This window comes from Bacillus cereus ATCC 14579, from assembly GCF_000007825.1.
In the GTDB taxonomy this organism is placed as follows: Bacteria; Bacillota; Bacilli; order Bacillales; family Bacillaceae_G; genus Bacillus_A; species Bacillus_A cereus.
This window is the reverse complement of sequence record NC_004722.1, coordinates 1,660,268-1,673,710: the sequence shown is the minus strand read 5'-3', so window position 1 is coordinate 1,673,710 and position 13,443 is coordinate 1,660,268. Positions and strand designations below refer to the sequence as shown.

Below are 13,443 nucleotides of genomic sequence, written 5' to 3'. Positions count from 1 at the left end.
TCATATAATCGCTTTAATTCCTTCTAACACTAATCCAATCATAAATCCGCAAACCGCCCCGTTCACTCGGATCCACTGCAAATCTTTACCGACATTATTTTCAATCATTTCGATTAACGTTTTATCATCTAACTTATCAAGATTTTCTTGTACAAGCTTACCGATTTTCGAATGGTTTTTTTCCACAAGTGTAACAACTTGCTTTTGTAACCACTCCTCTATTTTTTGAACAGTTTGTTCATCTTCTTTTATTTTGTTCATTTGTTTTTGTAAAAATGGAATAACATATTTATCAGCAAATTCTTCATTATTTACAAAAGCAACTGCTCTTTGTTGTACTTGCTCTAGCATCTCTTTTATTTTGTCAGTAGCATTCCAATTGGCAATCCATTTTTCTTTCCAATTTTCTAATTCTTGTAGTAACGCTTCATTTTCTTTTACATTTATAATTTCTTGACGAATTTTCGCTAATATAAGTTGTCTCGTGCTATTATCTGCATCTTGTAAGCTGTTAATATTGCTAATAATAAACTTCTGCAAAATGCCGCCAATTTTATCTTCATCTACAATATTCATAAACGATTTCAATGTAAACTGTAAGAATCCATCTACTTTTATATTTTCCATCGCCTTCATACCTAAACTTCCAAGCTGGTAGCGTGCTTCATCTTGCGCTGTCCAATCTTTCACTTTTACTAAAATGTAATCAAGTGTCTTCTCATCATATTCTTGCACAACTAATTGATCAACAAGCACTTGTAAAATGTTACTTGTATTAATTGTATGCAAATATGTTTTTAATTCTTTTTCAATAATAACAGCTAACTTTTCTGTATCTATTGTAACAATTGCTTTCTCTGCAATCGTTACAATCCCCTTTTTCACAGCATCAGACTGCATTTCTCTCTCAGCAATTTGCAGTACCATTTGTGCTAACTGCATCTCTTTTACTTTATTCGTAATACTTTCTTTCGTCAGCCATTCATTTTCTAACGTATTGATGAGCCCTTTCGTTACTCGTTTACGATTTTTAGGTAACAAAGCTGTATGCGGAATTGGTATTCCCATCGGGTGACGGAATAATGCTGTAACTGCGAACCAATCTGCAAGCCCGCCAACTAACCCAGCTTCAAATCCCCCTTGTATAATCTCTCCAGCTATCGTTCCTTGAAAAGGGATAGAAGCCGCAAAGCCGACACCCATAACCCCAAGTGAAATACCCGCTATATATTTAGTCTGTAATGACATCGTATACACATCCTCTTATTATGTAAAATAAAGCTTTTTGTTGTATTTATTCAATATTAGTTATCCTTTATATATACTATAAAGAACTATTGTGAAAATAACAAAGATTTTTATGTACATGAAAAAATGAGGCTACAACTAGCCTCATTTTTCTTATATCGTTAATTCCAAACCTTTCCTATAATATTCATCCATTGTATCGTTTGGAACCATACTTCCACCCGTTCCCCACACAATATGAGTACCTTTTTTCACCTTCTCTGTTAACTGTAGCTTTTGTAAATACTCATCTTCTTTACATACTTTCACTGGCCCTATCATACCTGCTAGTGCAGAAGGCTCTAAATAAATATTCTCCGTATCAGCTAGCTCTTTTAACAATCTATATAACTCTTCATCGCTTACTGTGTAATTCCCACTCAAAAATGGTTCCATCGTTTTACCGACAAATCCAGATGGCCTTCCTACCGCAAGTCCATCCGCATCTGTTACATTATCAATTCCGATATCTTGAACGGAAATTTTGTCATGAAGGCCTGTCATTAAGCCGAGTAACATACAAGGAGAATGTGTTGGCTCTGCAAAGTAACAATGAACATTATCTTTATACAATAACTTTAAACCGAATGCTACTCCGCCAGGTCCTCCTCCTACTCCGCACGGAAGATAAACAAATAAAGGATGATTTTCATCTACTACAACCTCTAACTCTTCTAATTGCTTTTGTAATCGTGATGCTGCTACTGCGTATCCTAAAAATAAATCATGCGAGTTTTCATCGTCTACAAAATAACAGCTAGGATCCGCATCCGCTTGTCTTCTTCCTTCTTCTACTGCTTTGCTATAATCATCTTCATATTCAATAACGTTTACACCTTTACTTCTTAATAAATCTTTCTTCCATTCTTTTGCGTCTGCTGACATATGAACAGTTACATTAAAACCTAGATTCGCACTCATAATCCCTATGCTAAGTCCTAAATTCCCTGTAGAACCTACTGCAATTGAATATTTCGAGAAAAACTCTCTACATGTATCACTATCTAAAACGGAATAATTATCTTCTTCTGTTACCATTCCGTGCTGCAATGCTAGTTGCTCAGCATGTTTCAACACTTCATAAATACCGCCCCTAGCTTTAATTGATCCTGATATTGGAAGATGACTATCACATTTTAATAATAATTCTCCTAAAATAGGTTGCTCATATTTTCTCTCTAAAGCTTCTTTCATAGAAGGTATTTTCACTAAAGGTGATTCGATTATGCCGTTCGCCCCTTTCGTTTCAGGAAAAACTTTCGCAATATATGGTGCAAAACGCTTTAATCTCTCTTCCGCATCTTTTACATTCTCTTCATTAAGTGGTGAATCTTTTATTGCTGTTTCATACTTTTCTATGTTTGGATTTATCCAAAATACTTCTTCTGTTGCAATAAGCTTATTCACTAATGGATATTCTGCTTGTAATGCCCCTATTTCTTTCATTTTGTTTCCTCCTTATATCCTTGTAGCTCACCATACAATAAATTATAATTAAATTAATTTTAATATAGTTTAACACAAATAATCCCATTAAGTTAATTTTAATTTAATTTATTTAAATATAATTTAATAATTATTAAGGAGATTTTCATTATGGAAAATATAGATATTGGTAAAAAAATTGAAAAACAAAGAAAAGAAAAAGGTTTAACTAGTAAAGAACTAGCAAAGATGGCCGATATTACACCATCAATGTTAAGTCAAATTGAGCGCGGGTCCGCTAACCCTTCTATCCAAACATTAAAAGTGCTTGCTAAAGCTCTTGATGTGCCAACATTTAGCTTTTTACTTGAAGATACAAATACAGACGATTTAATTGTACGTTCCCATAAACGAAAGAAAATGATTATTGATAATTTATCATATGAAATGCTTTCACCTGATTTCACTGGAAATTTAGCAACAGCAATTATGACCGTCCCGCCTAATACAGCTTCATCAGAAAATGTGCTAGAACATAAAGGAGAAGAATTAGCATTTGTCTTAGATGGGAAAATCACATTATATTTAAATGAGGAAGAATACGTATTAGAAACTGGTGACAGTGTAAAGATACCTGCTTATTTAAAGCATAAATGGGTGAATCATTTTGAGAAAAATGCGGTAGTCTTATTTTCTGTTACTCCGCCGATTTTTTAATATATGTAATAAAAAAATAGCCATGTACGGGGAATATCCGTTAATGGCTATTTTTTATTTTTTAGGCACCAACAAAATCCCTAAACTAATAATACAAAAGCTCATTATTTGCTGTGCTGATAGACCAAACAGAACCGAATTTTGTTCACTAACAAGCGAAATAATAATATGAGCAAACCCCTCAACAATTAGAAAAATACTTATATTCTTTCCATTTCCGAGCCTTTCATTTTTCATCCATAACAAGCCCATTATACAAAGAGCAAGGATGATCTCATATACGAAAATAGGATGATATAAAAATTTAGATTCATATATATTCATTCCCCATGGTAGTGTCGTTTGTACACCTACTTCATGATGGAATAGAAAATAAAAGATAATGCACACACACAATCCAAAAGGGAGTACATCAAGTAAAATACGAAGCAAAAATTGTTCCTTTTTACTTTTCCAAACAATGTATACACTCGCAATTACGCATCCTACTACAATATGTTGCATACTTCCAATAGCTAATATTGCTTGCACCGGCGCCCCAAAAGCCCATACAGGATTTAAAATTGCTGGTGCAAACTTCCATACAAATACGATGATAAGAAAAGCATTTGTTACGGCATCCATCATTTTTTCATATGATACATTTTGACACTTCATCTTTCGTTTCATCAACATAAAACCAAATAGACTTCCAATTATAAGAGATATGGGTTGTAACCTCACAATCCACTCCATCGTCACCAAATCTCCTTTTAATTCTCAATCAATTTCTTAAATTTCTTTTCTAATTGATCTGGTGGTAATACACCTCGTACATGATCTACTATAATTCCATCTTTATTAACAAAAAATGTCGTCGGTAAAGAGAATACTTTATAATCTAGTCCAGCTACTCCGTCCATATCTAGTAGAACAGGAAACTCAAAACCATAACGATTAGCAAATGCGCTTGCTTCTTGTACTGGGTCACTAACAGTTGCATTCACCGCAAAAATTTCAACATCCTTTTTATATTTATCATACATATGAACTAAGTCAGGTGCCTCCATTTCACACGGCCCACACCATGATGCCCAAAAATTAATAATATACGGTTTTCCCTTGGCATCATTTAACGACTGTAACTTTCCGTCTAATCCTTTTAATGTGATGCTAGGTGCTTTAAAACCGACTTGTGGTAATACTTCTTTCTCCTGTAACTCTGCTTGTTTCGCTTTTCTTTCCTTCTCTTCTTTCTTTGAATTATAAAAGTTAACCCCCGCCCAAACGAGTGCCCCTACTAATATAATAGCAATTATTTTCTTCACTTTTCTTCCTCCTCATTTTTAAAAACCTGTAAATCCACCGAATAGACGAATAAAGAATGCTGTAATTTTCGTCATTTGATTTGTATACAATAAAATACCTGTTACAATCATCATTCCACCGCCAATTTTCATCATGACATTGGCATATGTAACAATCCATTTTACCTTCCCAATAAAGAATGCCATCACGAAAAATGGAACCGCAAACCCAAGAGTATACGCTGTAATATAAAGAAGCGCCCCTTCAGGATTCGTCGCGCCAAGCATGAGTACAGCTGAAAATATCGGTCCAACACATGGCGTCCAACCCGCTGCATATGTCATACCGACTAAAATCGAGCGAATATATCCAGTCGATTTACTTCTATACTGCACCTTTTTCTCTGCCATAAGCCACTTAGGCTGAAACAAGCCCGTCATAAATAGCCCCATTAAAACAATAAAAATCCCACCAATTTGTTGAATCAATTTTTGGTTAGATGAAAATGTTATTCCAATCCAGCTTACCGATAAACCTAACGCGTAAAATATAACCGAAAATCCGATCATAAAAAATACTGTATGTATAATCGCTGATTTTTGCATAATCCCACGATTTTCTTTTAAATCTTGGATAGACACACCTGTAATATAAGATAAATAAGATGGATATAGCGGTAAAGAGCACGGTGATATAAATGACAATACTCCCGCCCCAGCCACAAGCCAAATTGTTAAATCTGCTGCATTCATTTTATTCCCCCTTAAACACTACAATGAGTAGTGTTTATTCTTAAAAAAAGAGGCTATATGCACTCTCCGACAATAAGGACAACCGACACACAGAATAACCCTATTGTTACATATACCGAATTCGTATGTAACGGGATATTAAACTTCACAACTTTTTCATTTAACACTTGCTTGATTCGTAAATTTATTGCTGTTTTTGCAAATGAAGCTGTAACACATCCATTTTCCATTGTCTTTATTTTAATCAATTTTAATAATGCACTACCTAACTCAAATGAAGATTTCATTTTTTGCATCGCATATTTATCTGCTGCTAACTCTTGATACGTATGATATCGTTGTAACAATCCTTTTAATATCGGGATGTACATCATTCCTTCTGCTAATAACGTAAAACAAAATAATTTTAGCGGATCCCAATTATTTTGATGATATTCTTCATGGAAAATAATCGCATCAATTTCTTCATCTGAAAATGTTTGAAGCAACCCTTCCGAAATGACAACTTTCGGACGGAATAATCCAATTGTAAATGCTGCAACTTCCGCAGTCGGCAGTATATGTATTTGTTTCCCTTTTCTAATAAATGGGATAAGTGCCTTTTGTACTTTTTTACTATAGAAAAATTGTCGCCAAATTCTTTTACAGACAATCAATACAGTAATTAATAATAACCCTGCTATTATAATACGAACCATTGATAGTTCTTTCATATGTTTTTCTAACTGAAACAAGCAAAACTTTGAAAGGAATAATGCCTTATTTTGAAAAAGAAATGGGTATGTAACATAATACAATAACAAGTTGAAAAAGAGGGTACTAACAATGAGCGCTAACAATACGATTTTACGCATTTGCCATTTCATTTCATCGATCCTCTTTTTTTAACTGATTCAATTTGTCTTCTAATTTTTTTATTAAATTCGGATCAGCCTGCTCTAGCTCATCTATCATATGAGTTACAACTAAATCTCCAAATTCCCCCATCAATTCCTGTGTCATTTTCTTCGTTTGATTGGATAAGAATTCTTCTTTTGTTTGTACAGCACGATATATACCACTTCTTTTCACAGTCTGTTTTTCTAAGTGTAATTTCTCTACTAACCTGTTCATAACTGTCATAACAGTGTTAAAATTCACAGGTGATTCTTCACTTAATCTCTGCTGCACTTCTTTAATAGTAATACCATCGCTAGACCAAACAATCTCCATAATTTTCGCTTCAAGCGGTCCAAAGAAATGATTTAACCCGTGCTCATTTAACTTATAGTTTTGAGTAAACATTGTACAACTCCTTTCACACTACGAATTGTAGTATAAATTAAATGAAAGGTCAAACGTAAATGATATATATGAAAATTAACTACCCATAAATACATAGGCTATTCCATTCATTTTAAACCTAATTTTTCTCCAAATGTATCAAAAAGATACTGCTCTAATATTTGTACACTAAACTTCTCATTACGTCCAAGTGCAAATAATTCCCGATCTTTCGCTACGATAGTATCTAACGGAATAGCTACATTATCCACTATTTTTGTAATTTCAATTATATTACTTTTTACATTTACTTCTGTTTTAAATTCAACGTTTTCTAACACTATATGTGAACGTCTTCCTGATGCAAAAAAAGTAAAATTAGGATTTTTAACAACGCCAATTTCAGTCTCTAACGCATATAAATAGTGAAAAATTACATCTCTGTGTCCATCTTTTATTATTTTTTCATCCTTCTCATCGTCTAAGTATTCTTTCAGCTTCGTTGTAAATTCAAATCGAAAATCCACTTTTTTCACTCTCCTTCTTTGTATTTCATATTAAATAAATATATTGAAATAATTTTAACATATTGTAATACAACTTCCTATTAAAAGTAAAAACTGTTTTAAAAAATCGCTATTATTTCCGATACCCTTTTAAAATATAAGTATAAATTCAATATGAATCAATGCGTCATTATATCTATTTAAACATATTTTTTCCATATTTTGAAACATTAGTATGAAATATTATATATCAATGTATGGTTTCTAATGCATTGGTATATATAGTCAGTAGTTTCTTTACTATTCCGATATACTTAAGCTACATTTTCTAATTATTGATTACATTACGGAAGGAATGTAACTCTCTTCTATCGAATTTTTATATAACAAAAATAATTAGGTGGTGCTTTACTATGAAATTAGCTGTCATTGGTGGCGGTGATTTACAAGATTCAAATCACTTGCCTATTAATGAACGCCTTATAGAATTAACAAATAAACAGTACCCAAAAATATTGTTTATTCCAACGGCTAGTCATGATGATGAAAGCTATATAAAATTATTTTTAGACACTTTTGAAAAACAATTACATTGTGAAGTACAAATTTTACGTACTACAACAGATTCACCTTCAAAGTATGAAATAGACGAGATGATTCATTCAGCCGATTTAATTTATTTAGGTGGCGGGAACTATATTCACATGCTTACGCAATGGAAAGAACATAGACTCGATGAAAAATTATTATTGGCTCTGCAGCAAGGAACACTTATTGCTGGTTATAGCGCTGGTGCTATGTGTTGGTTCACGTCTAGTATCCGATCAGATTATGAAGGTTCTGGTTATATAGAGAGTAACGGATGGGGTATTGTTAATAAAAGATTTTGTCCACATTATAATCAATTAAACAGAATGAACGCCTTCCATTCCTTTTTACAAAATCATCAAGGGAATATAGAAGGAATTGCACTGGAGGATAATTGCGCTTTATATATTACAGAGGAATCCTTTGAGATTATCGGTGAACCGGAAAGAGCGTGGGAGTTTTATATGAGTGATAAAACACTCATTAGACAACATTTTGATATAACTTTAAAAAGCTATTTATAAACCTGAACTTACGAAAAAATGTCCCTAAGTCTAATAACTTAGGGACATTTTTCTATTTAACTAACTAATCGTGTAATTCGTTTCTTTTGCCATGAAAGCTTATAATATGCATACTGTAATATTAAGCTGACAATAAATGCTGCTGGATACCCGATCCAAATGCCTTCTATTCCAAGACTTGTATGGTAAGAAAGATAATATGCTACGGGTACTTCTACAAGCCAAATTGAAACAACTCCAATAACAGTTGGCCAAAGTACTGTACCGCTCGCTCGCATTGTCGCACTAATAATTTGTGCATGACCGAAAATTAAATAACTCCATAATGTAATCATAACTAAGCTATGAGCAATTTCAATTGTAGTTTGACTCGTTAAAAATAGTGATAAAATGTCTCTTGAGAATACGTAAATAAGAGATATTAACACACCACCGATGACGTAGTTCATAATAATTCCGGCCTTCACAACTTTCTGTAATCGATCAAATTGATTCGCACCAATCGATTGTGCCGCAAAAATGGAAACTGTAATACCAAGGCTAACTGCTGGCATTTGTACATAACTTGCAACTTGATTCACAACGCCGTAAGCAGCTGTTGCATCCGAACCGTAACGATTTACAAATGCGATTACGGCAATTTCAGATAATGAAACTAATATCATATTAATACTCGCTGGAATACCGAGCCTTAGTAATAGCTTTAATAACTCCCCATCCATTCGAAGGTATTTTCTAACCGTTCCATCTAGTTGTAATGGGTGATTTTTCTTCTTTAAATACACAAGCATGACAATAAACGTAATAACTGTAGATATAACAGATGCATAGGCCGCTCCATACACATCTAATTTCGGAGCTCCTAACCATCCAAAAATAAGAATCGGTAATAAGATCATATTTAGCGCTGTACTTACAATTAAAAAGTAAAATGGCGTTTTAGAATCTCCTGTACCTCTCATAAATGTTGTATATGCGAAATATAAAAATAATACTGGCATCGATATAAATAAAATCCGTGCATAATGTACACTTATTTCAATAATATTTTCTGGCGTTCCCATTAGACGCATAATATCCATTGCAAAAATACTGCCTATTATCGCCAACAAAACTCCAATAATAAAGGTAAACGTCAACGTCGTACCAACGATAGCTTTTAAACGATCTTCGTTTTTAGCACCAAACGCCTGACCAATTAAAATAGAGCTTCCTGAACCGATACCAATTACAAATGAAACGAGCAAGAAAAATAATGGGAAGAATGCTGATATAGCCGCTAAATCATTAACTCCAAGCCATCTTCCTACTACTACCATACCAAATAATTGTCCAACTGATTGTAGTACATTACTTAATAATAACGGTACTAAAAACATCGACATCGATTTCCAAATCGGTTTACTCTCACTTTCCAACTTATGTGACTCCGCACCTTCTTTATTGTTATCTGCAGGTGGTTTCAAATTTCATTTCTCCTTTTATTAAACATCTATTTTCAATCTCTATCTCTTTGTATAGTTGTTATAATACTGTGCTTCTATTCATTTTCTTTTCGTATGATTATAACTTCACCCAATATTGACTTCCATCGGCTGTTCGATCTAAAAATCCATATTCGATTAAATATCTTCTTAAAGTTACAAAATCAGGGTATACATTTTCTATCACTGTATTTACTTCTTTTTCAGTATACTTTTTATTACTATCAAACTTCTTCACTAAATGGCGCAATATAATTAATTTACGCTTTTGTTTCTTCGGAAATTTAGAGAGAGGTCCATCTAATCCTTCTGTAAAATGAGCTTTTAATACTTCATCATTTTCTTCTTCCGTAATATTGTATCGATCATCCACCATCGTTGCTGTTCTATGAATTGGCACAAATTTCGTTTGTACTTTTGATTTTTCTTCTGATAATTCCATTAGCGCTAAAAATACTTTTGCTTGCTTCATTTTCTCTCGCAGTGTAAATCGATGATTACGAATTGTTGATGTACTTCCGCCATCCATCTCTTTTACAATTTCTTTATCATTCAGTCCCATATGGAAAAACTGAACCATTTTCTTTTGTAAATCCGTTAAACCAGTAAATTTCTTATCCATATTTAACAAATAATCAAACATAGACGTATGCTCATTTTGAATATGCAATTGGACGAACTTCTCTGCTTCATACAAAATTTGGTTATCTTGATAAATAACACCTTTAATAAATGTTTCACCACAAGCTAAGCAAATGTACTCCTCTTTTTCTTCATCAAACACATACCCTTTCTTTAATTCCTCTATTGACGCATCCCAAAACTTCTCTGAAATATCACTCATACTAAACACTCCTTCAAAATGTTTATTTAAAACCAAACAAATCAATATATCGTTTATTATCACTTCATCATCTTATCACAACACAAACAAACATTTCAACGTTTCGTTTGCCCATTTTATAAACTTTTATAAAAACATCTAACAAAAGGGTTTAATACAACGAAAAGCGAATATGTTTATACAAATTCATTTTATAGGATGTGAAATAGAACATAAATATTCTTTAAGACCCTTAGTTTACCGTTAAACAAATTGCACAGAATACATATGCGATTAGTGAATATGGAACTGGTATTCACTCATTCCAAAACTTCAGTATTCAATTTTAACTACAAAAAAGATGTTTTCGTATAAGAAAACATCCTTTACTTTTTATATATTCTATTTACAGTCTCTACTAAAACCTTACTTGCTTGTACAAATGTATGCTTTCGATTTCTATCTTCAACAAATTTATTAGCACAACTACTCATAATGATCATACAACTAATTATGACTAACGCTATCTTTCTATTCTTGTAAGTCACTTTATGCCACTCCACTATTACAAAACTTCTTTTGAATTTATCCCATCAAGAAATTTTACATGAATAATAAAACGCGCGAATATGCAATTCTGCATATTCACACGTTTTATCACAATGTTATGATTTAATTTAGTTAAAGAACAAGTATACCGAGGTGACTAACTTGAAATTTAAAGCGAAAAAAAATCCATTCCACGTCATTTTCATTACATTATTTATAATTATTTTTTTCGTTTCGTTATTCTTCCAAAATGAAAATTCTATTTTTTTCACTCTCATGATGCTATTAAATATCGTGAATCTTTCTTCATTCTATTTCTCTCACTACAACATAACGGAATCATCTCTTGTTGTAAAACACGGTTTCATTTTTCATACTGAAATTCCATTTGAAGATATTCGTCACGTTAAATACTCTGGTAAAAAACTTCATTCAAAAAAATGGACTAGACAACAATTAGAAATCCATTACAATTTATTTGACTCAGTGACCACTTTCGTACCACTAGAAGAAGAAAAATTCATTTCACTCTTAAAAGAGAACTGCCCACAGATGAAAGTAATGAATACGCCTGCTAACAAATAATATATTTTGAAGCTTGTAGTATTGCAAGTAGATGAAACATAAAAATGAACATCAAAAAAGCCAAGATTCTATACTAAGAACCTTGGCTTTCTCTATTACTCTTTTGGAGCAATCATTTTCTTTGGATCTACAATTTCATCAAATTGCTCTTCTGTTAGTAGCCCAGATTGCAATGCTGCTTCTTTTAAAGTTAACCCTTCTTTATGAGCATGCTTCGCAATTTTCGCTGCATTTTCATATCCGATATGTGGGTTTAGCGCTGTTACAAGCATTAGTGAACGATTCACATTTTCATTAATTACTTCTTCATCTGCTTCAATACCAACTGCACAATTGTCATTAAACGAAACAATTGCATCCGCTAATAAGTGAGCTGATTGTAAGAAGTTATAAGCAATAACAGGTTTAAATACATTTAACTCAAAGTTACCTTGGCTCGCAGCAAATCCGATTGTTGCATCATTCCCCATCACTTGCGCTACAACCATCGTTAATGCTTCACTTTGCGTTGGATTTACTTTCCCTGGCATAATAGAGCTTCCCGGTTCATTTGCTGGAATAATAATTTCTCCAAGACCACTACGTGGACCACTTGCAAGCCAACGTACATCGTTAGCGATTTTCATTAAATCCGCAGCTAATGCTTTTAATGCACCGTGAGTATATACAACTTCATCATGGCTCGTTAATGCATGGAACTTATTTGGTGCAGAAACAAATTGTTTACCTGTAAATTGACTAATTTCCTCTGATACCATCTCACCAAATTTAGGATGAGCATTGATACCTGTTCCAACCGCAGTTCCACCAATTGCTAACTCTTTCATATATGTATTGCTCTCTGCAATCATACGCTCTGTTTTTTCAAGCATACGGTGCCATCCGCTAATTTCTTGCCCTAAAGTTAACGGCGTTGCATCTTGTAAATGTGTACGACCAATTTTTATGATATGTTCAAATGCAGTTACTTTTTCTACTAAAGTTTCTTTTAATTTCGTAATTGCTGGTAATACGTGATTTTCTACTGCGATTACACAAGCTACATGAAGCGCCGTTGGAAATGTATCATTTGAACTTTGTGACATGTTCACATCATCATTCGGATGAATATGTACGTCAGATCCCTTCTCTTTCAAAATTTGATTCCCACGATTTGCAATTACTTCATTCACATTCATGTTTGACTGTGTACCACTACCTGTTTGCCATACGACAAGCGGAAAATGTTCATTCCATTTCCCTGCAATCACTTCATCCGCAGCTTCTACAATTGCTTCTGCTTTTTCTTCTGATAGCTTTCCTAATTTTTGATTGCTAAGCGCTGCACTCTTCTTTAAAATTGCAAATGCTTTTACAATTTCAAGTGGCATTTGCTCTGTTCCAATTGGAAAGTTTTCTTTACTACGTTGTGTTTGTGCTGCCCATAATTTATCAGCTGGAACTTTTATTTCTCCTAATGTATCTCTTTCAATTCTGTACTCCATGTTTTCATCCCCTTGAAAATATAATACCTACATCTCTTATAATAACAGACTTTCTCTTAAATGATAAGAATTCTCACTCTTATATATAGATATTCTATATTTATTTTAAAAAATTCCTCTTGACCTAAACTTAAGTTTAGGCTGTATCCTTTCCATTGTAACCTACTAT

The 13,443-nt window shown here is 33.1% G+C and carries 15 protein-coding genes; 3 read left to right on the top strand and 12 right to left on the bottom strand.

Annotation, left to right across the window (positions count from 1 at the left end):
- Nucleotides 1–1,248: a DUF445 domain-containing protein gene (locus BC_RS08610; protein WP_000058301.1), complete on the bottom strand. Its 1,248-nt coding sequence runs from the start codon at nt 1,246–1,248 to the stop codon at nt 1–3.
- Nucleotides 1,249–1,401: 153 nt separating this feature from the next.
- Nucleotides 1,402–2,733, bottom strand: a complete 1,332-nt coding sequence (locus tag BC_RS08605; RefSeq protein WP_000658539.1) for a D-serine ammonia-lyase — start codon at nt 2,731–2,733, stop codon at nt 1,402–1,404.
- Nucleotides 2,734–2,883: 150 nt separating this feature from the next.
- Between BC_RS08605 and BC_RS08600 the strand changes: the two genes are divergently transcribed.
- On the top strand, nt 2,884–3,429 hold the full coding sequence (locus tag BC_RS08600) for a helix-turn-helix domain-containing protein (protein WP_000427638.1): 546 nt from the start codon (nt 2,884–2,886) through the stop codon (nt 3,427–3,429).
- A 54-nt stretch (nt 3,430–3,483) separates the two neighbouring features.
- On the opposite strand, the gene BC_RS08595 is transcribed toward BC_RS08600, so the two are convergent.
- The 6 genes from BC_RS08595 to BC_RS08570 form a co-directional block, all read right to left on the bottom strand.
- Nucleotides 3,484–4,164 carry a prolipoprotein diacylglyceryl transferase family protein gene (locus BC_RS08595; protein ID WP_000454842.1) on the bottom strand — a complete coding sequence of 227 codons (681 nt, stop codon included), beginning with the start codon at nt 4,162–4,164 and terminating at the stop codon, nt 3,484–3,486.
- Nucleotides 4,165–4,181: 17 nt separating this feature from the next.
- Nucleotides 4,182–4,736 carry a TlpA family protein disulfide reductase gene (locus BC_RS08590; RefSeq protein WP_000719879.1) on the bottom strand — a complete coding sequence of 185 codons (555 nt, stop codon included), beginning with the start codon at nt 4,734–4,736 and terminating at the stop codon, nt 4,182–4,184.
- Nucleotides 4,737–4,754: 18 nt separating this feature from the next.
- A complete protein-coding gene (gene ccdA, locus BC_RS08585) occupies nt 4,755–5,468 on the bottom strand; it encodes a cytochrome c-type biogenesis protein CcdA (RefSeq protein WP_000990443.1) in 714 nt (237 codons plus the stop codon).
- Nucleotides 5,469–5,521: 53 nt separating this feature from the next.
- Nucleotides 5,522–6,334 (bottom strand): M56 family metallopeptidase, encoded by an 813-nt coding sequence (locus BC_RS08580; protein ID WP_000871925.1) that lies wholly within the window; start codon nt 6,332–6,334, stop codon nt 5,522–5,524.
- A 1-nt stretch (nt 6,335) separates the two neighbouring features.
- Complete coding sequence (locus BC_RS08575) at nt 6,336–6,752, bottom strand: BlaI/MecI/CopY family transcriptional regulator (protein ID WP_000495055.1); 417 nt, start codon at nt 6,750–6,752, stop codon at nt 6,336–6,338.
- Between the two features lie 107 nt (nt 6,753–6,859).
- Entirely contained in the window at nt 6,860–7,258 is a 399-nt protein-coding gene (locus BC_RS08570; protein ID WP_000347525.1) for a DUF3942 family protein, read from the bottom strand.
- 392 nt (nt 7,259–7,650) lie between these two features.
- On the opposite strand from BC_RS08570, the gene BC_RS08565 reads away from it, so the two are divergent.
- On the top strand, nt 7,651–8,349 hold the full coding sequence (locus BC_RS08565; RefSeq protein WP_000762118.1) for a peptidase E: 699 nt from the start codon (nt 7,651–7,653) through the stop codon (nt 8,347–8,349).
- Nucleotides 8,350–8,405: 56 nt separating this feature from the next.
- On the opposite strand, the gene BC_RS08560 is transcribed toward BC_RS08565, so the two are convergent.
- The 3 genes from BC_RS08560 to BC_RS08550 form a co-directional block, all read right to left on the bottom strand.
- Nucleotides 8,406–9,815, bottom strand: a complete 1,410-nt coding sequence (locus BC_RS08560; RefSeq protein ID WP_000804119.1) for an MATE family efflux transporter — start codon at nt 9,813–9,815, stop codon at nt 8,406–8,408.
- Nucleotides 9,816–9,912: 97 nt separating this feature from the next.
- Nucleotides 9,913–10,677 (bottom strand): DUF2087 domain-containing protein, encoded by a 765-nt coding sequence (locus BC_RS08555; protein WP_001280271.1) that lies wholly within the window; start codon nt 10,675–10,677, stop codon nt 9,913–9,915.
- Nucleotides 10,678–11,042: 365 nt separating this feature from the next.
- Entirely contained in the window at nt 11,043–11,159 is a 117-nt protein-coding gene (locus BC_RS08550; protein ID WP_002025596.1) for a hypothetical protein, read from the bottom strand.
- A gap of 208 nt (nt 11,160–11,367) precedes the next feature.
- Between BC_RS08550 and BC_RS08545 the strand changes: the two genes are divergently transcribed.
- Nucleotides 11,368–11,790, top strand: a complete 423-nt coding sequence (locus BC_RS08545; RefSeq protein ID WP_000669069.1) for a PH domain-containing protein — start codon at nt 11,368–11,370, stop codon at nt 11,788–11,790.
- 95 nt (nt 11,791–11,885) lie between these two features.
- Here BC_RS08545 and fumC read toward each other — a convergent pair whose 3' ends face one another.
- Nucleotides 11,886–13,274: a class II fumarate hydratase gene (fumC, locus tag BC_RS08540; RefSeq protein WP_000456610.1), complete on the bottom strand. Its 1,389-nt coding sequence runs from the start codon at nt 13,272–13,274 to the stop codon at nt 11,886–11,888.
- Between the last annotated feature and the right edge of the window lie 169 nt (nt 13,275–13,443).

Bases quoted from the DNA above. Each gene is read 5' to 3' on its own strand.
- BC_RS08610 (WP_000058301.1), bottom strand. From the start codon at position 1,248: ATGTCATTACAGACTAAATATATAGCGGGTATTTCACTTGGGGTTATG.
- BC_RS08605 (WP_000658539.1), bottom strand. From the start codon at position 2,733: ATGAAAGAAATAGGGGCATTACAAGCAGAATATCCATTAGTGAATAAG.
- BC_RS08600 (WP_000427638.1), top strand. From the start codon at position 2,884: ATGGAAAATATAGATATTGGTAAAAAAATTGAAAAACAAAGAAAAGAA.
- BC_RS08595 (WP_000454842.1), bottom strand. From the start codon at position 4,164: ATGGAGTGGATTGTGAGGTTACAACCCATATCTCTTATAATTGGAAGT.
- ccdA (WP_000990443.1), bottom strand. From the start codon at position 5,468: ATGAATGCAGCAGATTTAACAATTTGGCTTGTGGCTGGGGCGGGAGTA.
- BC_RS08580 (WP_000871925.1), bottom strand. From the start codon at position 6,334: ATGAAATGGCAAATGCGTAAAATCGTATTGTTAGCGCTCATTGTTAGT.
- BC_RS08575 (WP_000495055.1), bottom strand. From the start codon at position 6,752: ATGTTTACTCAAAACTATAAGTTAAATGAGCACGGGTTAAATCATTTC.
- BC_RS08565 (WP_000762118.1), top strand. From the start codon at position 7,651: ATGAAATTAGCTGTCATTGGTGGCGGTGATTTACAAGATTCAAATCAC.
- BC_RS08555 (WP_001280271.1), bottom strand. From the start codon at position 10,677: ATGAGTGATATTTCAGAGAAGTTTTGGGATGCGTCAATAGAGGAATTA.
- BC_RS08550 (WP_002025596.1), bottom strand. From the start codon at position 11,159: ATGATCATTATGAGTAGTTGTGCTAATAAATTTGTTGAAGATAGAAAT.
- fumC (WP_000456610.1), bottom strand. From the start codon at position 13,274: ATGGAGTACAGAATTGAAAGAGATACATTAGGAGAAATAAAAGTTCCA.